The sequence below is a fragment of the Streptomyces murinus genome (assembly GCF_002154555.1).
Taxonomy (GTDB): domain Bacteria; phylum Actinomycetota; class Actinomycetes; order Streptomycetales; family Streptomycetaceae; genus Streptomyces; species Streptomyces murinus.
The window spans coordinates 1-24837 of the sequence record NZ_MUNF01000392.1 but is presented as its reverse complement, the minus strand read 5'-3'; the positions used below and the strand labels follow the sequence as shown (position 1 = coordinate 24837).

The following is a 24837-nucleotide window of genomic DNA, read 5'->3' as shown; positions in this document are numbered from 1 at the left end:
GAGGGCGTGGCCGCCGACGCCGCGTACGAGAAGGCGGTCAAGGTGGCCGAGGCACGCATGAAGCAGGCGTCGGCGGCCACGCCCTCGGGGCTGCCCTCGGTGGTCGCGTTCCGGGCCTCCCGCGCGTCCACCGCCCTGGCGAGCGCGTCCGCGAGGGCCAGATGCCGTTCCAGCCGCTTGACCTGCGCCTCGTCGGCGGCGCTCCGGCGCGCGCTCGCCAGCTCCCCGCCGATGGCCTCGTGCAGCTTGTGGAAGCCGTCCGGGGTGGCGTGCCGGAGGTTGTGCGCCACGGCCGACTTCACGATGGAGGCGACATGGGCGCGGCGGGCGAAGTTCTCCAGTGTGATCTGGTGCCTGCCGTCCTCGCTGCCGAGCACCACGGCGGCGAAGTGGTAGCCGAAGTGGCTGTGGTCCTGCTCGCCGGGCTTGGCGTAGTTGTGCGCCAGGCTCGGCAGGTTGTCCGCGTCGAGGGCGTTGATCGAATGCACCAGATACGCCTCGCCGACTTTCGCCCAGGCGTGCTCGTTGATGCCGATCTCGCGCGCCGCGTCCGACAGGTTGTCGCGGCGCGGATTGTCCAGCGGGTCGTAACTCAGCGCGCTGCCATAGGACTTGCCCGGGGTGGGGCCGTCGCTCTCGGCGATGAACCGGTCGTCCCGGCGCACCTGCTGGGCCGCCCACGCCGGATCCAGCGCCTCGGGCCGCTGACCGTCGGCCACCAGGGTGAGGGACTCGGCGAGGTGGTGGATGCCGGTGACCTCGGTACGGCCCAGGGCGTTGATCGGCGCCTTGGCGAGCCCGGTGCCGTCGGGACCCCGGAAGACCACGTGCGAGGCGGCGACATTGCCGGAGACCATCTGGGCGAAGTCCCGGCAGATCTCCTCCTCCGACTTCCCGGACCGGGTGAGGAACTGCGGGACGACCCGCACCAGTTCGCGACGGACGCCCTGGCCGTCGCCGACCCGCAGCTTCATCCCGTCGGGCTTCAGCCGCACCAGGCTGCCCGCGAGGGCGAGTTGGTGGTTGGCCGACTCGATCGCCTTCGGGGAGGCGAACACCTGCTGCCCGTAACCGCCTTGGCGGTGTGCCAGCGAGAGGTCACCCGACACATGGAGCGGCGGATGCTGGCTCACCGGGGTCTGCCGGTGGCCCTGCGTCGGCACGACCAGCCGCGGTACGTCACCGGAGCCCCGGTCGTAGTCGAAGCCGGTCTGCTGCATGGCGGTCGGCTCTTCGAACAGCGTCGTGTCGGGTTCGGCGCCGATCACCTCGTAGTCGCTGGTCGTCAGCGGGCGGGCGCGCAGCCGGTCCAGCAGGTTCGCCGGGGTCAGGGGCGAGGTGTGCTCGCCCGGGTGCGCAAGCAGCTTGGCCGCGTAGTCGGGGCCGCCCGCATCCGGCTCCGGGGTGGCGGAGTCGAACAGGTCCAGCGGTCCGCGCGCACTGCCCAGATGCAGCGACCAGCCGCCGTCGCCGCCGCGCAGATCGAGGCGTTCGGCGCCGGTGCGCCAGTCGAGCATGGGACGCACCTCGGCGCCGGTCGACCACACCGCCGTACCGGCCCGGTCCGCCACCAGCTGCGCGAGCCCCTGGTCCTGCGCGTGCGAGACCAGCAGCAGGATGTCCTGGTCGGGGCCGCGCAGCGGGTCGCGGGCGACGAGTTCGGCGAACTCCGCCGGGCCGGACACCTGGATCGTCCGGCCGTCCACCCGCACGGACAGGCCGTCCCCCGGCGAGCCCAGGGCGGTGACCACGTACGGCTCCCGCCAGGGCGCCGCGTGCTCGGTGGCCGTCCCGTCCGGGCCGGACACCGTGTAGCTCGTCAGGTCCGGCGGTACCGCCCGAGCCCCCGTCCAGTCGCGGCCCGTGACCTGCCCCGAGGCGTCGACCAGCGCGGTGTGGTGGTCGAGCGCGCCGTGCTCGGTGGCCAGGTAGTGCGCGCCGAGCGCGGCGGCGTCCCGCGTCGCCTCGGGTCCGGCGTGCGCGGTGAGGGCCAGCAGATACCGGTAGTCGCCCGCGCTCGGCGGCCCGTCCAGATGGAGGACCTGTTCGGTCAGCAGCTCCAGATGCGGCCGGTGCTCCGCGTCCGGCGCCGGGTGCGCCAGATCCATCGACTGGAGGGTGAGCAGGGCGTCATGGGCGCGGTCGTACGACTCCTGGTCGAGCGTCTCGCCGTACAGCCCGTCCAGCCACTCGTACTCGCGCCGGCGCTCCAGCGTGTACTCCTGGAGGATGTCCGACCAGTCGAGATCCTCCTCGTCGCGGTGCTCCCCGGAGTTCTCGGACTGCGGCATGCGCGGGTCCTGGGCGGTGCGCTCCTCCCCGGAGGCCCGGTCGGGGTCGGTCACCGGGTCGACCCAGATGTGCCGCCGGGTCACGGGCTCGGCGGCCGTACGGGCCTGCTGCCAGCGCGGATCCCGCTCCGGCGCGCCGCTGTGCGACTGCTCCCCGCCGGTGTGCACGACGGACTCGGGTACGTCGCCGACGAGCGCCCCGAGCAGCTGGAGGTGGCGGCCGCGCAGCCCGCCCTGGGCGAGGCCGTGCGGCGCGGGCTGGTGGAAGTCGCCGAGCAGACTGCCCGCCACCTGTGCCCGGCCCGGCCCCTCGCCGTCCTCGCGGTACTCGTCGCGCAGCCCGAGCTGGTGGCCCAACTCATGGGCGTAGGCGACCGGTTCGGCGTCCGGCCACCAGGTGCGCTGGTCCATCGGACGGTCATGGTCCGCGAGGTCGACCACCAGATGGGGGTCGGAGTCCGCCGGCACCCGCTCCACCGTCACATGCAGCAGGCTCCCGTCGGGGAGGCGGTGGCCGGGGCGGTTGTAGAACTCCTCGGCGCCCTGCTGGAGCCGGTGCCAGGCGGTGTCCGGGTCATGGCCCGAGCCGTCCCGGAAGGCGACCCGCACGGTCAGATCGGTGACCAAGGTGTCGCCGACGCGGAACGCGCGGGCGTCGAAGGCGGAGCGGACCACGAAGCGGGGCGCCCGGTCGAGGGGGCGGCGCGGGGTGGTCGCGGACACGGTCCCGTGCGCGGGCTCGGGTGCCTTGACCGCCGTGGACTCTGTGGATTCCGTGGATGCCGTATGAGTCTCGGGGTGCCTCGGCGCCTTGGGTGCCTCGGGCGCGACCTCATGGTCGGTCAGCGGCGGCTTGGCCTTCGGCGGCACGGTCGTGGTGTTCTGGTCGGCCGGGCGCGTCGGGACGCGGCTGGCGTCGTAGTGGTTGTGGCCGTTGTAGTACACGTCGACCGTACGGTTGCCGCCCTGCGGCCCGACCGCGCTCAGATGGGCCGTGCCGCCGCCCTCGGTCGACTGGAAGGTGCGCAGCCGGATGCCGAGGGTGTGGGCGACGAGCCCGGGGAACATCTCGCCCGCGTCGGTGTTCCAGGCGCCGTTGCCCGGCACCCAGTTCTGCACGGCCCGGATCAGCGTCTGGTGTTCGGCGGACGTGAGCGGCTGGTGCAGCGCGGTGTCCACGACGGCGCCGACCAGGAGGTCGTGGCTGTCGACGTAGTCCAGGCTCAACGGGCCGGAGCGGGTGGTGAGGTACGTGAACTGGGCATGCGGGGCGAGGGCGGTGTCGCCCAGCTGCCAGCGGCCCTGCTCGTCCGTGGTCTCGGGCACCTCGGTGGCGGCGCGGTCGGCGGCGTCCTGCGGGGAGAGTTGACGGGGAGGGCCTGTCAACTCCTGGGCGCGGGCGTCGAGATAGAGGGTGCGCAGCGCCTGCGGGCTGAGCCAGTCGTGCGAGGCGACATGGTCCACACCGGCGTCGCGCAGCCGCTGCTGCAACTGCTCGAAGGACTCGCCCCGGAGCGTCTCCCGCAGCTGGTTCTCCTGGCTGCGGCGGTACAACTGAGTGACGTCGAAGGGCAGATCCTGTGGACGGGAGTTCCGCACCCGGTCCAGCACCATCTGGTGCAGATTGCGGGCGGCCCGGCCCAGCGGGCTGTCGGCGCCGACGCTGCCCCGCTGGGTGCGGATCTGGTGGACGACGGCCCCGTGCTGGGTGCGCGCGTGATCGGTCGTACCGCCGTGCAGAGCGCTCGGCCAGTGCTCGGGCGGGGTGCTCGCGAGCACGGAGTACAGCAGGCAGCGACCGTCACCGGGGACGGGGACACGGGGCTGGGGCGGCGCTTCGGCGGTGTGGTCCTCGGTGGTGTGGTCCAGCTGGGTGTGCTCCTGCAGGCTGCTTTCCTGCTGGCTGTGGTGCTGCTGGGTGTGGTCCTTCGGCGTGGGGGGCTTGAGGGTCTGGGCCGTCTCGTCGGTGGACTTGGGGTCCTCGGACTTCTCCTGGGCGGGCTTGGTGGCCTCGTGCGTATCGGCCGGCTTGTTCGTGTCGGCGGGCTTCTGGCTCTCGGCCAGCTTGTGTGTGTCGGCGGGCTTCTGGGTCTCGGCCGGCTTGTGCGTCGTGTCCTGCTGCTCGGTCTCCTCGGACGCCTTCACCGGCTTGGTCTTGGTGGTCGTGGTCGCGTCCGTGGTCTTCGTGTCGTCCTTGGACGTGGCGGTGTCCTTGGACGTGGCGTCCTTGGACGTCGTGGTGTCCGTGGACGCGGACGTGTCCGTGGCCGTCGTCGTGGTCGCGTCCTCGGTCTTCTTCGCCGTCCAGTAGTAGACGTGTCCGTCCGTGTGCGCCGTGTTCCCGTACGTGCCGCCCTCGTCGTACTTCTGTGTGCTCAGCCGGACCGGCTGGCGCATCAGCACCTGGGCGCCCTTGACCGTGGCCTTGCCCGGCTCGGTGGCGGTCTTGCCGTGCGGCAGGACCGGGGGCGCCAGGGTGCGGGTCGGGACGCCCGGGGCGCGGGTCACCGGGGAAGTGCTCTCGAAGGTCTGGTCGCGGTCCAGCTTCAGGGCGTTGGTGGGGATCGGGACGATCACGCTCGGATTCTTGGTGGTCACGGGCACGGCCAGCGGCGTCAGGCTCGCGTTCAGGCCGTTGCTCGCGGTCGCGGCCGACTCGTGCTCGGTGGACACGGTGATCTCGTCGCTGCCGTTGTCCCGGGTGGAGATCTCCACCGCGTCCCCGGTCGGCTCAAGACGGACCTCGACACCGGTCTTGCCGTCACTGCCGAGCGGCACCGTGCGATAGCCGCTCGCGGGGTCCTTCAGCTGGTGGAACACCGTGGGCAGGGTGCCCGAGCCCAGCGCCCGGCGCAGCGAGAACTGCTGCTCCAGCGGCAGGCGTTGCTCGCTGACCAGGGGGTGGGAGGCGTCGAGACGGGGATCGGAGACGAAGGAGCCGAGCAGCTTGGTCGCCGCCTCGGGCGTCATCGCCCCGGCCCAGTGGCCGATCGTGGTCGCGGCGGAGCCCAGGCCCCAGGAGAGGGCCGCACCCGTCTTGCCCAGCACCCCGTCACCCCAGGGCCGGGGCGTGCTGAGCACCGTCTGCGCCTGGTCGTACAGCCCAGTGTGGTTGTCGAAGCCCACCAGGTCATGGGCGGAGTCCAGCGACGCCTGCCAGCGGTCCCGGTCCGCCTTGGGGACGACGGGCCGCATCTCGACGGTGGCGCCGCCGTCCAGGACCTGCTGCTGTGCCTTCGGCGGCTGCTGTTGCTGCTGTTCCTTCGGGTGGGCGGCCGCCTGTTCGGCGGTCTCCGTCAGGGACTTGGGCACGTCGACGTGCACCCGCCAGGTCGGCTCCACGGGGCGCGGCCTGACGAGGTTCACGAAGCGTCCGTACTCGGTACGCCGGGTCACGGTGACCTCGAAGCGCATACGGTTGCCGAACCGCACCGTGTCGCCGAACTTCGACGTCTTGTGCTCGACCTTGGTGGTGACCCCGGTCTCGGCGCTCTTGCTCCGGCTGCCCTCGGCGCCCCCGGACGGCGCCCAAGCCGCGCTGCCCAGGCCGGACTTGTTCTCCTCGGCCTTGACGGCGGCGGCGTCCTCGCCGGGCTTGGGCTTGACCACCGGGGCGTAGGAGATACGGAAGTTGCCGTCGGCGCCCAGCGACCAGTTGTGGCCCGCGCTGCCCTTGACGGTCTCGGTGAGGCCGACCTTGCGGGTGGTGTCCCCGGTGGAGTGGTCGCCCTCGTCGGTCCACTCGTCCCGCGGGACGCCCCGCACCAGGACCTCGGTGACCACCCGCTGGGTGCGGGACTCCTGTACGTGGTAGTCGAGGATGCCCCGGCCCACCAGGTCCTCGTAGTTGGCCGACAGGTTCTCCGGCGAGAAGGTGTCGGCGAACGGCAGCGCGCTCTCGGGTACGTCGGACACCTGGTCGAGGCCGCGGATCTGCCGGTCGATCTCGCCGAGGATCTCGTCGGAGCGGGGGATCTCGGCGGTGGCGCCGCCCAGCAACCCCTTGGAGAGCAGCGGGGCTTGGCGGGTCCCGGTGGTGTCCGGTGCCTTCGAGGCGTCCGCGCCGAGCCGTCGTACATCGTCGTCGGAGAGCAGCACCAGCACCCGGTGCTTGCTCTGCTGCGGATCCCCGAGGGTGATCTTCCCCTTGGCGTCGGTGACCCGGCCCTGGACGGTGACGTCGGCGTCGGCCTCGTACAGGTGCCAGGTGCCCTTGTAGGCGGCCTTGCGCGAGGTCGTCATCTTCTGCTTGATGTTCTCGCCGCTGTTGTGCCCGGCGCCGCCCTTGCCCTTGAAGCCGCCGCGCACCTGGAGGGAGGCGTCGGGGCTGTCCTTGGACGGGAAGCGGCCGGCGTCGAAGCCCAGGCCCGCCTTGAACGCCCGGGTGTTCTTGTCGGCGACCGCTGTGGACACGCTGGTCTTGGTCTCGATCTCCAGCTTGCCCTCGCCGGGCAGCGTCTCGCGGAAGTGGAGATTGCTCAGCCTGGTGCGCGTCGACAGCCCGATGGTGTCGCGGTTGCGGCCCGAACCGACCTGCTCGTCACCGCTGTTGGCCCAGCCGCTGTGCGAGGCGGAGACCAGGGACCGCAGATGGTCCTCGTCGGTGAGCCCGTCCAGGGCGTCCTTCAGCTCGGGCACCCGGGTGTGCTCCTGTGACGTCCCGGCCTTCTTCTGGAAGGCGCTGGTCAGGGACTGCTCGGCCGTGGTCCGGAAGCCGTCGGACCCGGTGACATGGCGGATCGCGTGCCGCTGCGGCAGCACCTCCACCTTGGGGATGGACGCCGGGGGCGGATTGTCGGCAGCCTTCGGCTCGCGCGCGACCTCGACCGTGAGCTGACCGCCGGGCCGCACCTGCTTGATGTGCTGCATGTGCGGGGACGGCGCGATCGTGGACAGGTGCGTGGTCGGCTGCTTGGGGTCCTCGACGCCGACCATGACGTGGTATGTCACAGAGTGGGCGTAGGTGTCGGTGTCCGCCTCCAGGGAGAACTGCCGTTTCACCTCGGTCTCGGCGCCCATGGTGAGCCCGTGCGAGGGGTTGTGGGCGGTGATGTCGAGGCTGCCGATGGTGAAGCCCCGGGTCACATCCGGGTGGTCGAGCGAACTGCGCACGTTTCCGGCGAGGTTGACGACGTGCTTGGAGCTGCGGGTGACGGACTTGTCGGCCCCGGTGGTCCGGGTGGTCACCGCCTTCGTGGTCGACTTCCCGGAGCCCAGATGGTCGCCCTTGCCGGGCTCGGCCTTGATGAGGATCTCGTGCGTGGTGCCCGAACGCCCCGGCAGATGCGGGCTCTTGAGGGTGATCCGGTAGGTGCCGTCCAGCAGCTTGGAGCCGCCGCCGCGCAGCCGGGAGGGCGCGAGCTGCTGCCGCAGGGAGCGCAGGTTCTCCCACGCCTCGGGGGTGACGCGGGGGTGGGTCGCGGCGCCGCTGGGAGGACGGATCGCCTCCGGGGGCGGCAGCACACCGGGATGGTCCTGGTGCATCTCCCGCACGATGTGGTCCTCCAGCTCCGTGGAGCCGGGGACGTCGAGGATCGTGGTGCGCGGGGCGGCGACCGGGTCGGTGAGCCGGGCGGGCTCCAGCTGCGGATGGTCACCGGTGGTGGCCTTGGGCAGCTCGTGCGGGACGGCGCGCAGCACCTCGCCGTTCTGCGGATCGATGGTGAGGACGACATCGCCGGGCGCGGGCGTCGGCTGCTTCACGGACGGCGGCGGGCTGTGGTCGCCGATCTTCGTGGTGGTGGTGGAGTGCAGCCCGTCGGGCCCCGGCCCGAAGTGGTGCCGGATGAGCTGGACCCGCAGCCGCACCTTCGTGGCGACCAGGTCGGCCTTGCCGGTGTGTTCACGGCTGGCCTCGGTGCCGATGGTGTTCTTGCCCTTGACGCCGTGGGCGAGGTTGCTGGAGCCGGTGTAGCCGGCCGTGCCGGTCAGCCAGGTGGACTCCTTGCTGCCGTCCGTCGCCTTCCACACCTCACCCGTGGCACCGCCGCTGAGCCCCAGTGACCAGGAGCTGTTCTCGGTACGGCTCTGACCGTGCTCGCCCGACGACTTCGAGCCCAGCGTCGCCTTGTCGTCCACGGTGTGCAGGGCCCGGGAGTCGTCCGGCTCCACCGTCAGCAGCAGATGGGCCTTGCCGCCGTCGCTCAGGGTCAGCGGCTTCGACAGCAGGCCGGCGCCCGAGGCGTGCTCGAACTCGTTGATGACGTTGGACGGTTGGAAGAAGTCCTCGATGTCCTGGTGCGCGGTGCCCTCGGGGCGCGCCTCGCGCGGCAGCGCCTCGTAGACGGCGTTCCGGGCCGTGTCGAGGCCGGTGACGGACACCGGATGCCCGGAGGCGGGCCGGGCGGCGTGGTTCTTGGCCTGGTCGGACTCCCAGCCCTGCCAGGCTTGCGGCCGGCCCTTGTCCAGCTCCTGCGGCCGGGGCACATCGGCGCGGACCTGCCCCTTGATCTCGCCGTCGGCGCCGGGGACGTCGAGCCGGGTGCCCTCGTGGTCCGTGACCTTCACCTGGTAGGTGAAGTCGGAGGTGTAGCTGTCGGTCTTGCCGGTGAAGGCGAACTGGTTCGCCGTCTGCGCGGAGGACTTGACCGTGGTCTCGCGCCCGTGCGTGGCGCCGCCCAGCTTGCCGGACGGCGTGACCAGGGCGGACAGCTGGGGGTTGACGGGCCGTACGACGGTCGGCCCGAATTCGAGGCCCGCCTCGGAGGAGGTCATCTCCGTCTTGCGCGGGGCGCTCTCGTGCGTCGACTCCACGGGCACGTCGAAGCCGTCCCCGTCGTTGTCCTTCGCCGCGTCCTTCGTCGGGTCCAGCTGCCAGGCGGAGGCGGTCGCCTTCACCTCGACCTCGTACGGCTTCCCGTCCACCCGCACGGTGAAGCGCCAGCCGCCGTTGACCATCTGCCCGTGCTGCTTGCGGAAGTTGGCGGGATCGAGGGCCGCGTCCAGGCGCTGGGTGACGGAGGTGTCCTTGGAGTGGCCGCCGAGCAAGGTCTCGACCCGGGTGCGCACGGCGTTCGGACCCGGGTCCTCGGTGATCTTCTTCCCGGCGAGGCCCTGGATGTGCCGCCCGTCGAGGACGGCGTCCGGCTGCTTCTCCTCGGGCTTCGGCTTCTCCTGGGGCTTGGGCTGCTCCTGCGATTTAGGCTGCTCCTCGGCCTTCGCTTCCTCCTTCGCCTTCGCTTCGTCCTCAGCCTTCGCTTTCTCCTCGGCCTTCGGGTCCTCTTCGGCCTTCGCGTCCCCTTCGGCCTTCGGCTGTTCCTCGGTCTTCGGCTGCTCCTGCGGTTTCTCCGTCCAGGTGAGTTCGGCGTTCTCCTGGCCAGGGCGGAACCGGAGCAACGGCTCGCCGTCCGGGCCGTGATGGGCGCCGACGATCTTGTCGAAGACGGTCTTGCTGAAGGGGGAGGGCGGGTCCCAGAACATATGGGCGCCGTGCATCACGGCGATGTCCTTGGCCTGCATCTCCTTGATCAGCGCCTCGTGCTCCTCCGGCGGGATGCGGGTGCCGCCCGGGGTGGAGATGTCGAACAGGTCGTGGTCCCCGGTGATGGGCCGCCGCGCACCGTCCTCGCCGACCCCGTGCACCACGCCGTCGACCACCACGAACTTGTTCTTCTTCGCCAACAGCTCCATCTTGGCGTTGAGCTCGCGGTATTCGGTGGAGCGCTGGTTGTAGCGGGAGAGGACCTTCTCCCAGTCCTTCTCCGGCACGGCGCTCTGGTCCGGCATCTTGGGCTTGAAGTAGCCGACGAGTCCGATGTTCTTGGGATCGGCGCCGAGGTGGATGTCCGCCTCGCTGATCGTCTTCGCCTTGATGTCCTGAGGTTTGGCCATGGCTCCGGCGTCGAGCCACTTCGGTGCGGTGGAGTTGGTGGGGCGGACGTCGATGACGAGGTTCTTCTCGCGGGCGATCTGCCGGAACCCCTTGAAGTTCTTCTCCGGGATGCCGTAAGTGTGCCGCGCCGTATAGGAGTTGACCTCACCCTTCTTGAGCGGCTCGGTCCAGGTGAGTTCGGCGTGCTTGTTCTCGGGCCGGAAACGCAGCAGCGGTTCGCCGTCGGGACCCTGGTGCGAGCCCACGATCTTGTCGAAGACGGTCTTGCTGAAGGGGGAGGGCGGGTCCCAGAACATATGGGCGCCGTGCATCACGGCGATGTCCTTGGCCTGCATCTCCTTGATGAGTTCGTCGTGCTGGGGATGCGGGATGCGGGTGCCGCCCGGGGTGGAGATGTCGAACAGGTCGTGGTCGCCGGTGAGGGGCCGCTGCCTGCCCTCGTCGTCGATGCCGTAGACCACGCCGTCCTTGACGGCGAACTTGTGCTCCGCCTCGTACACCGCCATCTTGGCGTTGAGTTCGCGGTACTCGGTGGAGCGCTGGTTGTAGCGGGACAGGACCTTGTCCCAGTCCCCGTCGGGAACGGTGGCCCGGTCGGGGGTCTTGGGCTTGAAGTAGCCGACGAGTCCGATGTTCTCGGGGTCGGCGCCGAGGTGGACGTCGGCCTCGTTGATGGTCTTCGCCTTGATGGCCTGGGGCTTGGCCATGGCTCCGGCGTCGAGCCACTTCGGCGCGGTCGGGTTGGTGGGGCGGACGTCGATGACGAGGTTCTTCTCGCGGGCGATCTGCCGGAACCCCTTGAAGTTCTTCTCCGGCATGCCGTACGTCTCCCGCGCGGTGTGCGCGTCGACCTCGCCCGGCTTGGGCTCGGGCTGCCGGGTCGGGTCGGACACCGGGTCCACCCAGGCGTGCTGCCGGGGAACCGCCGGCGCCTCGGCCCGCGCCTGCTGCCAGGCCGTATCGTCTCCGGTGTCCTCGTGCCGGGGGTGCTGCCCCCCGCCCTGCTGGGCGAGCAGGTCGTCATGGCCCGTCGTCAGGGCGCCCAGGAGCTGGATATGGCGGTCGCGCAGCCCGCCGTGCGCAAGCTCGTCGTGCTCCGGGGCCCGGTGGACGTCGCCCGGCAGGCTGCCGAGGATGTGCGGGCGCTGCGGCGCGGTCTCGTCGGCGTACTCGTCGCGCAGCCCCAGCTGGTGGGAGATCTCGTGCGCGTACTCGACGGGCCGGGCACCCGGCGCCCAGGTGCGCTGGTCCATGTCGTGGCCCGCGCCCACCAGGTCGACGGTCAGATGCGGCTTGTCGTCGGGGCCCACGCGCTCCAGGGTGACGTGCAGACGGTCGCCGTTGGGCAGCGTGTAGCGCGGGTCGTTGAAGTAGCGCTGCACGCCCTCCTGCGCCCGGCTCCAGGTGTCGTCGGCGTCATGCGTGCCCGAACCGTCCTCCCGCAGCGCCACCCGCACGGTGAGATCGGTGTACGACGTCTCGCCCACGGTGAAGCGCCGCTGGTCGAAGCCCGAGCGCACCACATAGCGCGGGGTGCGGTCGAGCCGCATCCGGGGCGGCGGTCCCGAGGGACCGTTGACGGCGGCCTGCCGGCGCAGGTCGTCCAAGCCCTCGGCGCTGGGGGCGGGCTGCCGGGAGGGGTGGTTCGGGTCCTCCTGCGGCGGCTCCTTCTGCGCCTGGAGCTGCTGGTCCTCCTGCGACTGGTGACGGTGCTGCTCGTGCGGCTGCTGATGGGGCTGATGAGCGGGCTGCTGCTGCGGCTCGGGGGCGGGCGTCGTCCGATGAGTCGTCTGATGAACGGTGGAACCGGTGGAGTCGGTGGAGTCAGTGCTCGGGGTGTGATCCGCGGGGACCTTGAGGGCGTCGCCGTCGTCCGAGGCGGGGGTGGTGTCCTCGGTGGTCCTCGTGTGCTCGTCGGTCCCGGTGGTGATCCGGTCGAGGTGGCCGGGGGACTCGGGGGTGACGGTCGGCCGGGTCAGCTCCTGCCGCAGCGCGCTCGTGCGTTCGTCGTACGTCAGATGGGAGGACAACTCCGTGCGGATGTCCTCGATCCGGCGTGACGTGTCCTCCGGCGCGCCCTCCCGCACACCGAGCAGCTGCTCGGTGTGCTCCTCCCGCAACTGCTCCAGCTGGTCGCCGAGTTCGCGCACCTTGTCCTGGCGGTCCAGCTCGCGCTGACGCAGATGCTGGTCGAGCTTGTCGAGGGCCGCCCTGGACTCGTGCTCGGTCGCCGCCTCCTGGGCGCGGCGGCGCAGCTCGGCGGCACGGGGATCGTCCTCGCCGTCGTGCAGGGCTTCGAGGCGCTCGCGCAGTTCACGCTCGGAGGGGCGGTCGGGGGTGTCCGACTTCAGCCGGTCCAGGCGCTGCTGGAGCCGCTGGTCAGTCCTGTACTCGTGAAGGGCGCGCAGTGCCTGGTCGGCCTCCTGCGGGGTGGCCGCGCGGTCCACCTGCTCGCGCAGCTCGCGTTCGTGCTCGTCCGCGCCGTCGTTGAGGGCGTCCAGGCGCCGGCGGAGATCGGCGTCGCTGCCCGGCGTCGGGGGCCGGTCGGGCGTCGGCTCGTCCGACTTGAGGTGATCGAGGCGCTGTTGCAGCCGCTGGTCCTCGCGGTGCTGCTCCAGCTCGTGCAGGGCCTGGTTCGCCTCGTCCGGGGTGCGGGCGTTGTCGAGGCGTTCGTGGAGCGCGGTGGTCTCGGGGTCGGAGGTGGACCGCAACTGGACCAGCCGGTCGTGCAGTTCGGCGTCCTGGCGCGTCGAGTCCAGCTGTTCGCGCAGCCGGTCGGCGGTGGGCTGGTCGGTGGTCAGGGCGAGCCGCTGCCGCAGGTCCTCGACGTCCTGGTGGAAGGGGCGCGGGGCGTCGTCGCCGGTCAGCGACGCGGCGGGGACATGGCTCTCGACGTACGACGAGTACTCGTTGAGCCTGCTGTCCAGCAGCTCGGAGTCCCCGGAGCGGTGGGCCTGTTCGACCGCGTCGACCTTGCTCTGCCATTCCTCCCTGGATCCGGTGAAGTCGGTCAGCCGGTCGAAGCCGCCCTGCGCGTGCGCGTGGAAGGCGTCGTAGCGCTGATGGGCGGCCCGCGTCTCGACATGGGCGCGGAAGTCCGACAGATGCTCCCCGGCGCGCTGCCAGTCGCCGGACGCGACGGCCTTGTGCACGGCACCGGTGTACGCCGCGCGGTCGGCCTCGGACATCCCGGCGGACCGTGCGGCACGGTCGAGGTCCGACACCCGCTGCCGGATGCCGGCGTCGGGTGCGACGGGCCGGGCCGTCGGGGGCGCCGGCGCCTGGTGGAGCGGGTTCGGGTCATGGGTGGGCACGACGACGGAGTCGAGCTGGTGCAGCTGCTCGGTGACATGCGCGTCGGGGGCCGTGGACTCGGTGTCCACGTGCGGGGTCGTACCGGGCTCGTGCCGGGGGACGTCAGGGAAGGAGGGCGTGTGCTCGGTGGTCGGGGACTGGTGCGGTTCGGTGGTCGTGGGGGACCGGTGCTGCTCGGTGGTGGTCGGCGACGTGGTCGGGGAGTGGTTCTGCCCGCCCGTCGTGGGGGTCTCGTTCTGGCCGCCGGTGGTCGGGGCCTGGTGCTGTCCGCCGGTCGTGGGGGACCCGTTCTGGCCGCCGGTCGTCGGGGCCTGGTTCTGACCGGTGGGCGACTGGGCGCGAGGTGCCCGGGGGGCGACCTCGTCCTGGCCGTAGTCCGTCGTGGGGGAGCGGTGGGTGGTGGTGGAGCCGGTGGTCCGGGTGGGGCCGGTGGAGGTGGTGGAGCCGGTGGATCGGGCGGCGCCGGTCGACGTGGTGGAGCCGGTTGAATGAGTCGACTCGGCGGACTTGGTGGTCTCGGCGGTCTCGGTGGATTCCGTGGAGACGTGCGGGGTCGTGGCCGTTTTTTGGGTGGCGCCGGTGACCGGGCCCTCGGACTCGGTGACCGTGGTGTGCGGGGAGGTGTGCGCCGTACTGTCGCCGCTCTCCTCTCCGGTACGACCGCCACCCGTGGCCGGCGACTTGACGGAACCGGTGCTGCCCCCCGTGCCCACGCCCTTGTCGCCAAGCCCCTTTTCGCCAAGGCCCTTTTCGCCAAGCCCCTTGGTGTCGAAGTCCTCCATGCCGGGCAGATGCGGCCCGTCCCCGTCGAAGGGGAGCTTCGGCAGATGGAGGTCGGGCTCGGACGGGAGATGGATGTCGGGCGTGTGGACCTCGGTGTGCTCGCCCCCGCCGAACCTGCGCTTGCCCCCGCCGCCGCCCATCGCGCCGATGATGCCCGAGGTCAGCGCGGAGCCCATGTCGTTCTCGCCGCCGAAGATCTCGGACATCACCTCGGTGGTGACGATGCTGGACGCACCGCCGATGAGGCCCTTGCCGATCAGCGAGGACGCGAACTTCGGCGCGAAGGCCGAGCCCGCCCCGGAGAAGATCCCGCCGATCGCACCGCCGATCGCGCCGCCCTCCAGAGCTTGGAGCGTGGCGGCGGTGTCCCACTTGGTGCGGTCGCCCTTGAGGAACTGGATCCCCTGGATCACCGCGTCCATGCCCACCATGAACCCGACACCGGTAGCGATCGAGATCAGCAGCCGCTTCAGCAGCATCTTGACGATCGCCCGCACACCGGTGACCAGGACCGGGATCGCCTCCGGTGCCCAGAAGGCGAGTTCGGCGATCTCCACCGCCAGCCACACCAGCTGGGCGATGATCATGTACTTGGCGTACTCGACCTGCAACCCCGTGTTACGGCCCAGCTCGCCCAACTGCCCGGCCGCTTCGGCCATGTCGGGGATGTTGGACTTCAACTGCTGGGTGAAGGCGGAGAACTCGTCGGCGACCTGGCCGCCGACACTGTGCAGCACCCCGCTGGTCGCCGGGTCGATCTCCCGGCTGATGGCGGTCAGTTGGCGCGCGGCGTCGTCCCACGCCGCGCCCAGGCTGCGCAGTTTGTCCTCGTCACCCTTGGGCCAGTCCTGTCCGACGGCCAGCTTGGCGACCCAGTCCAGTTCCGGGGGCAGTTCGATGCTCATGACTTGGTGTTCTTCACCCGTGTCTCGGTGGGCTGGACCTCGGCGGTGTGCAACCGCCGGGTCGCCTCGACGTTCTGGTCCTCCATGCGTTCGAGATTGACGGCCATCGTGCGGATGCCGTCGTGCATGCTGTCGACCAGCTGGCCCATCTGCCCGGTGCTGTCGATGATCTGCTTGTGGGGCGTGGCGTACTGCTCGTAGAACTGCCGCCCGGTCGCGTCCTCGCCCCAGCACTCGCCCAGCTCGGAAAGCCGCCCCTCCAGGCCCTTGCCGATGTCCCGGAACCGCGCCGCCAGCTGCTGCACATACGGCAGCTGGTTGCGCAGCCCGGCGGTGTCGACGTAGAACTCGCCGTCAGCCATGCGTTCCTCCCTGGATCCCGTGGTCGTGGTGGGGTGCGGTGCCCGGCGTCATCGGCCGCCACCGCGTCGTACGTCCGGCCGTCCCTCGGCGATGTACTCGCGCACCTCGTCGGGCATGGCCGGTTCCTCCGCGAGCAGTTCGGTGGCGTCGACCCTGCCCTCGATCAGGTCGGTGAGCCGCACCCCGGCCGGCAGCCCGTGCGAGCCGACCTCCGCGACGGCCTCCAGCGCGTTGGCGCGGGCCTGGCGGATGGTGGACAGCAGCGCCTCGGAGAGTTCCTTCGGCGCCATCCGGTGGTAGGCGCCGGTCGGGAACTCGATCGCGGTGACCTCGCCCTGCGCGTTCACGGTCGCCTTGACGGTCTGCCGGGGCGCGGTCGCCGTACCGGTCACCTCGTTGATCCGGCGCCGCGTCTCCACGGCCTCCGTGCGCTGCTTGCGGTACAGCGCCAGCAGGTCTTCTATCTCCTGGTCGTAGGGGCTGCTCATCCGAGTCTCCTTGCGTCATGCGATGGTGCGTCATGCGATGGTGCGGTGGCGGGGCGGCACCGGGTGGCGGGCGCGGTCACAGCACCGCGCCCGAGCCGTCGGAGGCCGCCGTGCCCCAGGTGTCGCCCTCCTGGACCAGCAGGTCCGCGATCCCCCGGGACGGCTGCGCCGGCTCCTCCTCGGCCTCCGTCTCGTCCAACGCCGAATCCTGCGGGGGCAGTTCCGCGGTGAGTTCCGAGGGGTCGCCGGCGAACGAGCGCAGCCGTACGGCCGGGACGACCATCTCGCCGGGACCGGTGGGCCCGGTCCGGTTGGGGCGCCAGGTGGAGAGCCGGGGGCCGTCCGCCTCCTCCGCCGTGGCACCGGCCTCTCCCGACCAGGTGCTCGCGTCCTCCGTCGCGTAGCCGGGCGCGAGGACCTCCTCCTCGTCCTCGGTCGGCACGGACCACAGCAGCGGCACGAACGAGGCGCCCGCGCTGTCCCACGCCGCCGTGTCCTCCGCCTCGGCCTCGGCGGCGGGCGCCAACGCCACGTGGCCGTCGGGGAGTTCGGGCTGGTCCGGCTCGTCGCGGTGGCCCTCGCCGGGCTGTTGCGCGGTGTCGTCGCCGCCCGCCGGCAGCACGATCAGCGCCGCCGCGTCGTCCTCGTGCCGACGCCGGTGCCGTCGTTCGGCGGACTCCTCCGCCGCTCCCGCCGTACCCGCGCCGAGGCCGGACCCGGCCACCGCCGCGGCGGTCGCTCCCGCCGCCGCCCCGAGCAGCGCGGCGGGCAACGCGCCCTCACCCACGCCCTCGTGGGCCGCCACGACCGGACGCTCACCGTCGGCCTCGGCCTCCGGCGTCCACGCCTCCGCGTCGGGAGTGAGCAGACCGGACGCGTCCGACCGCTCGTCCCGCGACCCGGTGGAGGGGGCGCCCGCGCCGGGCATCATGCCGGGCATCGCGGGCGCGGCCTCGCCCGCCGCGACGGTACCCGCCTCGGCAGCCTCGGCCCCGCTCGCGACAGCGGCACCGGTCTCCTCGCCGTCCGCGAGGGGTGCCATGGGAGCCGCCGTGGGTCGCGGCGCGATGGGCAGCCCGTCCGAGCCGATCATCACACCCTCGGTGGGCTCGGGCAGTGCGAGTCCCTCGCCACCCGCTCCGGCGCCCCCGGTGATCTCCTCGGGCACCCCGGGCTCACCGGTCCACGGCTCGCCCTCGGGCTCCAGCAGTCCCGAGGCGTCGCTCGGGTCGGTCGTGCCCTGTGCGGCCGGGCCGCCCGCGCCCATGCCGGGCATCATGGGCATGCCGCCCATACCGCCCATGCCCAGGGCCGAGCCCTCCTCGGCCTCCTCGGCGGCGAGCGCGCCCGGCAGGGCCTCCGCCTCCTCGTCCAGCGGCAGCCCCAGCCCCTCGCCGCCCGCCAGGGCGCCGGCACCGCCGATCTCCTCGCCCACCTCGGGGTCGCCGACCCAGGGTTCGGCCTCGCTGTCGAGCAGGCCGCTGGAGTCGCTGCGATCGGGGGCGCCGCTCTGTGGCATGCCGCCCGCGCCCATGCCGGGCATCATGGGCATGCCGCCCGCGCCCATGCCGGTGAGACCCTCCTCGGTGGAGAGGTCGCCGGGGTAGCCCGCGGCCTCCGCCTCGTCCAGCGGCAGCCCGAGGCCGTCGCCGCCCGCGTCGGCGCCCCTGCCGCCGATCTCGTCGGCCACGCTCGGATCACCGCTCCAGGGTTCGGCCTCGCTGTCGAGCAGGCCGCTGGAGTCGCTGCGATCGGGGGCGCCGCTCTGTGGCATGCCGCCCGCGCCCATGCCCGGCATCATCGGCATCCCGCCCGCGCCGAGGCCCTGTTCGCCCTCCGACAGGCCGTCGAGGGCCGGCGACTCCAGCGCGTTGTCCAGGAGCGACGGCGATGCGAGCCCCTCCGGCAGTCCGGATTCCGTGTCGAGGCCGCCCGGGAACTGCTCGGGGGCGACATCGCCGAGCCCTTCCCCCGCGTTCAGGCCACCGGTGCCACCGACCCCCGTGTCGCCGGGGAAGTCCTCGGGAAGCCCACCGGTGTCCGACCAACTGGCAGGATCCTCGGCGAGGTTGTCGGCCAGCGTGGGGAACTTGCCGGCGCCGGTACCGGTGTTCAGGCCGCCCGGGAAGGCGGTGGGCGAGAACGTCGGAAGACCGTCGTCCAGATTGGAATCGCCGGGGAACGCCGAAGGGTTGAGGGCCTTGTCGAGGGCGCTCGGGTCCAGGGTGTCGTTGCCGAGCGCGTCCTTTGGAAGCCCGTCCAGACCGGGCGCGTCGCCGTCCACACCGGTGCCGCCGGAGTACGGCGAGGGCGTGGCGAGCGCGTTCATCGGGTTCACGCCGGGCATTTCCGGGTCCGGGAGGCCCGAGGTGTCGGGCGCCGAGAACGCCTGTGGATCCGGCGCGTCGACATTGGGCAGGTTCGGGTCGGTCAGATCGGGGTCGGGGACGTCCGGGACGTCGTCCGGCACATCCGGGCTGTCCGTGGGGCTGGTCACGGGCGGCGGGGTGTGCACCGAGTCGATGGTGACCTGGTACTCGCCCGCCAGGCTCTTGAGGACCGCCCGCATGTCGCTGGTCATCATCTCGACCAGCTGCGGCTTCTCGTGGATCGGGATCAGGCCGTTGCTCATCGGCTTGACGCCCATCTTCACGGCCTGGTCGGCGTACCAGGCGTCGATGTCGGCGATCTTGACCTGGGCGTTGTACAGGTTGACCGAGTTGTCGGCGAGCTGCTGCGGCACCGAGTTGCCCGCCTCACCGCCGGAGAGCACGTCCGCGGTCGCCTTCACCTGGCGCGAGAAGGTGTTGATCATGTCGCAGAAGGCGTCCGCCGCGGCTCCCTTCCACGGGCCGTTCTCCCCGGCCAGCGCGTTCGCCTGGTCGGCGAGGCTCTTGGCGATGCCGGCGAGCACCACCTCGGCGTTCAGGAAGTGGCCCGCCGCGTCCATCAGGGACTGGGGGTCGGAGATGCCCTTGGCACGCTCCTGGTTGGCGTCGGAGCCGGTTCCGGCGGACATGCCATTGATGGCCGCCATGATCTGCTTCCAGTCCCACGAGTTGTAGTCGTCGATCGACCCCGGATCGTTCCCGGGATCGGCGAAGATGCCGTCACCGCTGTCGCTGAACCCGCCGGTGTTGTAGTCCGGGCTGCCCATCTTTGCCCCAGTCTCCCGCTTGCGCCCCTGTCAGGGTCCCCGCCGCCCCCGGTCACCGTCGTACGGCACCGGGGGCGGCGGGGACCACCCGTCAACTTGCTCCGCCGCCGGACCCGCCGGCGTCGGTCACCAGGCTGGTGAAGTCGCTGCTCGTGCTCTGCATGGCGTTCTGCAGATCAGTCGCCTTCATCCGCCCGGCGTCTTCCAGAGTGGTGTAGTGCTGCGCCAACTGCTTGACGCCGTCGCGCAGATCACCCAGGCCCTGGGCCAGGTCCTGGAACACCTTGATGTACGACTCCTTGAGTCCGGAGTCGGCGTTCGGACCGTTGACCTTCGTCCGGATCTGGTTCGCGTGATAGAACGCGCCCGGCTCGGCCTGCACCTTCCCCAGCTCCGTCGCGGCGTCCCGCGTGGGCTGGATCAGCTTGTCGATGTTGTCGGCGAACAACAGCATCGACGGGGTGTCCACACTGGTACCGCTGCCCGGATTACCCGAACCGCCCGGTACGTTGGGCGGGTTGAAGGTGGTGGACGCGGTCACGGTGCCGTGCCCGGCTTCGATCGTCGTTCCACCGTCGTAGTGCTGCGGGTCCGGAGTCGGCGTCGACTTGTGCGGCTCCGGGATCGGCAAGGGTTGGTCAGCCATCGGTCACCCCCAGAGCGAAACGCCCTGGCGCTCGCCACTTGAGTAGTACTCGTTGATCTCACCGAGCATCTGTGTGGCGGAGGCGGCCTTCTGGGTCATGTCCGCGGCGGCCGCGTCCCACTGCGCCTTGACCTGCTGGTAGGTCTGCTGGGCGTCGCTGGTCCACTCGCTGAGGTGCATCTTCGCCGCGTTGTCCAGCTCGGTCAGAGTCTGGTTGATGCGCTGCGTGATGGAGTTCATCTCGCCGACGATGTAGTCGACCTGCTCCATCTGGACGGTGTACGTGGTCATCTGCTGTCCGGCTCCTTGGGAACGGATGCGAGTACGAAGGTGTGGGTCGGTCGGGGACCGGTCAGGAGGGGAAGCCGGGCAGACCGACGTTGCCCGAGCCGATCTGCTGCGCGACCTGCTGCGCCTGCTGCTGGGTGTTCTCGTGGGTGTTGGCGTAGATGTGGGTGTTCTGCGCCAGCTTCTCCAGCATGGTGCGCAGCGCCTGGTTGACCTTGTCGAAGTCGGTCAGCCAGTCCTGCATGGCCGTGTGGTAGATGTTCGCGGCCTCGCCGCTCCAGCTCGCCCGCAGGCCCTCGATCTGGCCGTCCATCTGCGCGTACGAGCCGGTCGTCTCGTCCAGGGCGGTCTGGAAGCTGCCCTGGGCGGCGGTCATTCCCTGTAGTTCGACTGACGTCAGTGCCATCGTTTGGTCCTCTCTCGAACTGCGGCGCCGGCCTTGGCCGTTGACAGCGATGTCGCACCCACGGGGGAGTGCGTGCCGACGCCGGATGGTGGGGGGTTCACCCGCCGTCCGCCGCCGCGCACGAGGTCGTGCGCGGCGCCGGGGGCGGACGTCTCTCATGTCTGCACCAGGGGCCTCGCCTGCGGCGGCGGCTCCGTGGTGCCCGGCAGGCCGCCCCCCGCGTGCGGGGCGCTCGCCGGCTGCGGTGCCGGTGCCGGTGCCGGTGCCGGTGCGGAGTGGGGCGGGTGCGCGCCGTGCTCCCGTGGCGGCGGATCGGCGGGTACGGCTGCCCGCGCGGCCCCGGGCGGTACGGCTGTCCGCGTGGCCCCGGGCGCCTGCGTGCCGTTCACCGAAGGTGCCGGACCTGCCGCCGCCGAGCCCGCTTCACCCGCCGGGGCCGCCGCCGAGCCCGCTGATGCCGCTGCGCCCGCGGAGCCGGACCCCGGTGTCGCGTCGGGCGCCCCAGGGCCGGGCAGATCGGTCGCGGAGACGGTACGGGTGCGGGCGGACGCGGCGAGCCGTTCCGCCAGCCGGTGCGCCTCCCAGGCGCCCCCGGGCGGCGGCGCGGCATGGAAGGCGGCGGCCAGCATCTCGGCCGCGTCGTCGGCCAGTTGGAAGCCGAAGGCCCACAGCCGGCGTCGTACCAGCTCGATGGCCTGCTCCACGGTGTACGGGTCGAGCCGCAGATACTCGGCGAACTCCCCGGCGATATCGGCCCGTTCACCCACCAGTGCACGCAGTTCGGCGGGCGAGCCGCACAGCGCGAGCACCGTGTCGCAGGGCGTACCGGCCAGCCGGGCCAGTCCGTCAAGCACCGCCGCACGCTCGGCGGGCGAACGGCGGCCGAGGGCCTCGTCGAGGCGCAGCACCAGCAACCCGCCCTCCGCCTCCTCCAGGGCCGCCGCCAGCCGGTGGGCGGGCTGCTTCGGGAAGCGTGCCGGGAGCGCGGAGAGCCGCACCTCGTGCACGGTGCCCGAGCCGAGCAGACCCGCCTCCGTCAGACACCGCGCGTACGCCCGGGCCAGCGCCCGCCGGCCACTGCCCTGCGGCCCCTCCAGCACGATGTTGGCCTGCGCGGACACCGTCCGCCCGGGCTCCCGCGGAGCACCGGCGAGCGCCGCGACGCGGGTGGCCAGGGCGGCGCGCGCCGTCTCGAGCCCGGTCATCGCGGCCAGCTTCCGCAGACCCGCCGGTTGTTGGGGTGCGGCGGCGGGCGTCGCCGACGGGGCGGGTGCCGGACTCGCGGGCTGCGGGCTGCGGGCGCCTCGGTCGGCCCGCTGCTCGGCCCGGCCGCTCGCCGGGGCCGCCGGGCCGCCCTGCGGCTCCGCCGCGCCGCCCGGCACCGTGATGACGTCCGCGCCGTCCAGGCGGGACAACTCCATGTCGTCGCCCGGGGGTTGGGCGGCGAGCCGGGACGCCTGCCGGCTGATCATCTCCTCGAAGACCTGGCGGGCGACGCGTCCGTTGCCGAAGGTGGCGCCCTTGGGCACGTCCTGGAAGTAGCGGTCCAGGGCCTCAAGCGCCGAGCCCGACAGCTCGTAGTAGTGCTTGGCGCACAGGCCCCGCACGATGGTGACCAGTTCCTCGGCGCTGTAGTTGGGGAACTCCACGGTGCGGGCGAAGCGGGAGGCCATGCCCGGGTTGGAGGCGAGGAACTGCTCCATCTGCGCGGAGTACCCGGCGACGATCACCACGACCTCGTCGCGATGGTCCTCCATCAGCTTCATCAGCGTGTCGACGGCCTCCTGCCCGAAGTCGGGGCCGTTGCCGCGGGACTGGTTGGTGAGCGTGTACGCCTCGTCGATGAACAGCACGCCGCCGAGGGCCTTGTTGAAGACCTCCGTGGTCTTGATGGCCGTACCGCCGATGATCTGCGCCACCAGGTCGGCGCGGGCCACCTCGACGATATGGCCCTGGCTGAGGATGCCCAGTTCCGCGAGGACCGCGCCGTAGAGCCGGGCCACTGTGGTCTTGCCGGTGCCGGGCGGCCCCGCGAAGACCAGGTGCCGGCTCATGGGCGGCATCGGCAGGCCCATCTCCTGGCGGCGCTGCGCCATCTTGTTGAGGTTGATCAGCCCGGTGACCTCCAGCTTCACGCTCTCCAGGCCGACCAGCCCCTCCAGCTCCGCGAGGGGTCCGGTGCCGGTGTGCGCGGCCGCCCGGGTCGCCGCCTCGCCGTCCCTCGCGCCGGAGTCGCCGGTGCCGGTGGTGCCGGTCGTACGGCCGCCCGGGTCGCCGCCCGTGTCGACGCGCTCCACCGAGACCTGGCCCGTCTTGAGCTGGCGCACCGGGACGCCGCCGTTGTCGCGGACCTCGCAGTCGTGCACCCGCACCGGTTCGTCGGTGTTGCAGCGCACGCCGTCGCCGCCGTTGTCGAAGACGGTGCAGTTGGTCAGCTCGGCCCGCGAGGACGCCTGCACATTCACTCCGTGGCCGCGGGCGCCGTTGACCCGGCAGCCGACCGCGGTGAGGGCGCCGCCCGCGCTGATCCGGATGCCGTCGCCGTCCGCCCCGGTGAACTCGCTGTCCTGGGCGCTCAGTTCGGCCTCGGCCCCGATGAGCGTCGAGCAGCCGGTGAACGCCGAGCCGGTCACCTCGGCGCGGGCGCCCGAGGCGAGGGCGAGGCCCGTACCGCCGCCGGAGCGCAGCCGCAGCGCGGACAGCGTCGCCGAGGCGCCCTCGGACAGCTCGACGCCGGTCACCAACTCGGCCTCACGTACGGTCAGTCGCGCCTTGGCCCCGACACCGCGCAACGCGGTGCCGCCCGCGTCGGCCGTCAGCCGGTCCAGCACCAGCGCGCCGTCCGCCACGTGCACGGCCGCCGTGCCCGCGCCCTCGACGGTCAGCCCCGCGCCCTCGGCATGCCCGCCCGCCTCCACCAGCAGACCGGTCGGGGTGCCGGTGATCCGGCAGTCCTCAAGGCGGGGCCGCGCACCGGCCGAGACATGGATGCCCTCCCGCCGGGCCCCGGCGACCAGGCACTCGCGCAGCACCGGCGCGCTGCCCTCGCCGACCCGGATCGCCTGCCCACCGGAACCGGTGAACGAGCAGCGGTTCAGGACGACTTCGGCCGCGCTGGTCAGATACGCGTCAAGGGCCGCGCTGCCGCTCACCTCGACACCGGTCAGTGTGGCGCGCGCGTTCTGCTCCACGGCGAGCGCGGGCTTGCCGCTGCCGCTGATCCGGGTGCCCTCCACCACCGCCGTGGCCTGTCCGTTGACGCAGACGCCGTTGCCCCGGGCCCGGTCGAGCCGGCAGTCGCGCAGGGTCAGCCGGCCGTGCTCGGCCACCACGACCGCCGAGGAGCCGACCTCCTGGATGTGTGTGCCCTCCACGGCGTTGGCGCCGCCGGAGGTGACCACGATGCCGGCGCCCTGCGCGTTGGTGACCTGGCAGTCCCGCAGCGCGACCACGCCGTCCTGCCAGGCCAGCACGGCCGCCCACGCCTCACCGGAGATCCGGCAGCCGTCCAGCGCGGCCTGCCCCCGGCGCACGTCGAGCACCGGGGCCTCGCGGTCGGTGCCGGACAACTGGAGGCCGGTGAGCCGGACCGCCTCCGCGTCCAGGACGAGAGTGCTGCCCGAGGCCGCCGCGATCTCCACCGTGCCACCGGCGCCCTCGGCGGCCAGCGTCACCGCGCGGTTGATGTACAAGCTCTCGTCGTAACGCCCCGGCGCGACGGTGATCAGCGCACCGTCGGTGGCGTCCGCCAGGGCGTCGGCGATGGCGCGATAGGCCCCGGGGCGGTCCGGGGACACCAGTAGCACGGGCCGGGTCACAGTTTCGCTCCCTCGTCAGGCGCACTCAGTGCGCCGCTGATGCCGTTGCCGTCACCGGCGCCGCCCGGCCGTTGCCGCGGTGGCGCCCCGCTGATCAGACCCGGGGGCGTCCCGAGGCCGTCCGGGCCGCCCCGCTCGCCCCGGCCCGCCGCGTCGTCGGCGCGCAACGCGGCGGCCGCGCGGTCGAGTCCGTCCAGGGCGATCTCGTCCAACGGCACCCGCTGGACGTCCACCTTGCCGTCGGAGGCGATCTCCGACGGCGACAACTCCCGCAGCAGTACCGGGCCTTCGCCCTCCGCTGGGCGCAGCACCTTGAACGTGGTGCCGGGCAGGAACACCACGCGGTCCGGCTCGGCGGGGTCGATCAGATTGGTACGGCGGGCGGTGATCGACCAGATGAGGAAGTCGGTGGCGTCGTGCGGGCCTGGGCGCGGGGCGCCGTACGCCGTGCAGAACGCCCACTCCGTCACCAGCCGGCCCTCCCGGAACCACGCCCGCTCCGCCGCGCTCGCCCGGGTCCGCAGCAGCGCGGCGGAGCGGGCGTGG

At 72.1% G+C, this 24837-nt stretch carries 8 protein-coding genes and 1 pseudogene; all 9 read right to left on the bottom strand.

Features of this window, described 5'->3' with window-relative positions:
• The coding region (locus tag CCN72_RS23515) for a WXG100-like domain-containing protein (protein WP_483027277.1) at positions 1-15125 on the bottom strand (15125 nt) is incomplete at its 3' end.
• Positions 15122-15487 (bottom strand): WXG100 family type VII secretion target, encoded by a 366-nt coding sequence (locus CCN72_RS23510; RefSeq protein WP_086809342.1) that lies wholly within the window; start codon positions 15485-15487, stop codon positions 15122-15124. The genes CCN72_RS23510 and CCN72_RS23515, both read right to left, overlap by 4 nt.
• Positions 15488-15535: 48 nt before the next feature.
• Positions 15536-15976 (bottom strand): YbaB/EbfC family nucleoid-associated protein, encoded by a 441-nt coding sequence (locus CCN72_RS23505; RefSeq protein WP_086809340.1) that lies wholly within the window; start codon positions 15974-15976, stop codon positions 15536-15538.
• A 76-nt stretch (positions 15977-16052) separates the two neighbouring features.
• Complete coding sequence (locus CCN72_RS39105; RefSeq protein ID WP_086809337.1) at positions 16053-19133, bottom strand: WXG100 family type VII secretion target; 3081 nt, start codon at positions 19131-19133, stop codon at positions 16053-16055.
• A gap of 91 nt (positions 19134-19224) precedes the next feature.
• Positions 19225-19764: a hypothetical protein gene (locus tag CCN72_RS23495; RefSeq protein WP_086809335.1), complete on the bottom strand. Its 540-nt coding sequence runs from the start codon at positions 19762-19764 to the stop codon at positions 19225-19227.
• Between the two features lie 18 nt (positions 19765-19782).
• The gene (locus tag CCN72_RS23490; protein WP_085563136.1) at positions 19783-20070 is read right to left on the bottom strand and encodes a WXG100 family type VII secretion target; all 288 of its coding nucleotides are present in this window, start codon (positions 20068-20070) and stop codon (positions 19783-19785) included.
• Between the two features lie 61 nt (positions 20071-20131).
• Positions 20132-20473 (bottom strand): WXG100 family type VII secretion target, encoded by a 342-nt coding sequence (locus CCN72_RS23485; RefSeq protein WP_085563137.1) that lies wholly within the window; start codon positions 20471-20473, stop codon positions 20132-20134.
• A 155-nt stretch (positions 20474-20628) separates the two neighbouring features.
• Positions 20629-24291, bottom strand: a complete 3663-nt coding sequence (locus CCN72_RS23480; RefSeq protein WP_086809330.1) for a right-handed parallel beta-helix repeat-containing protein — start codon at positions 24289-24291, stop codon at positions 20629-20631.
• Positions 24288-24837: pseudogene (locus CCN72_RS39100) on the bottom strand (hypothetical protein); the annotation flags it as partial. The pseudogene CCN72_RS39100 and the gene CCN72_RS23480, both read right to left, overlap by 4 nt.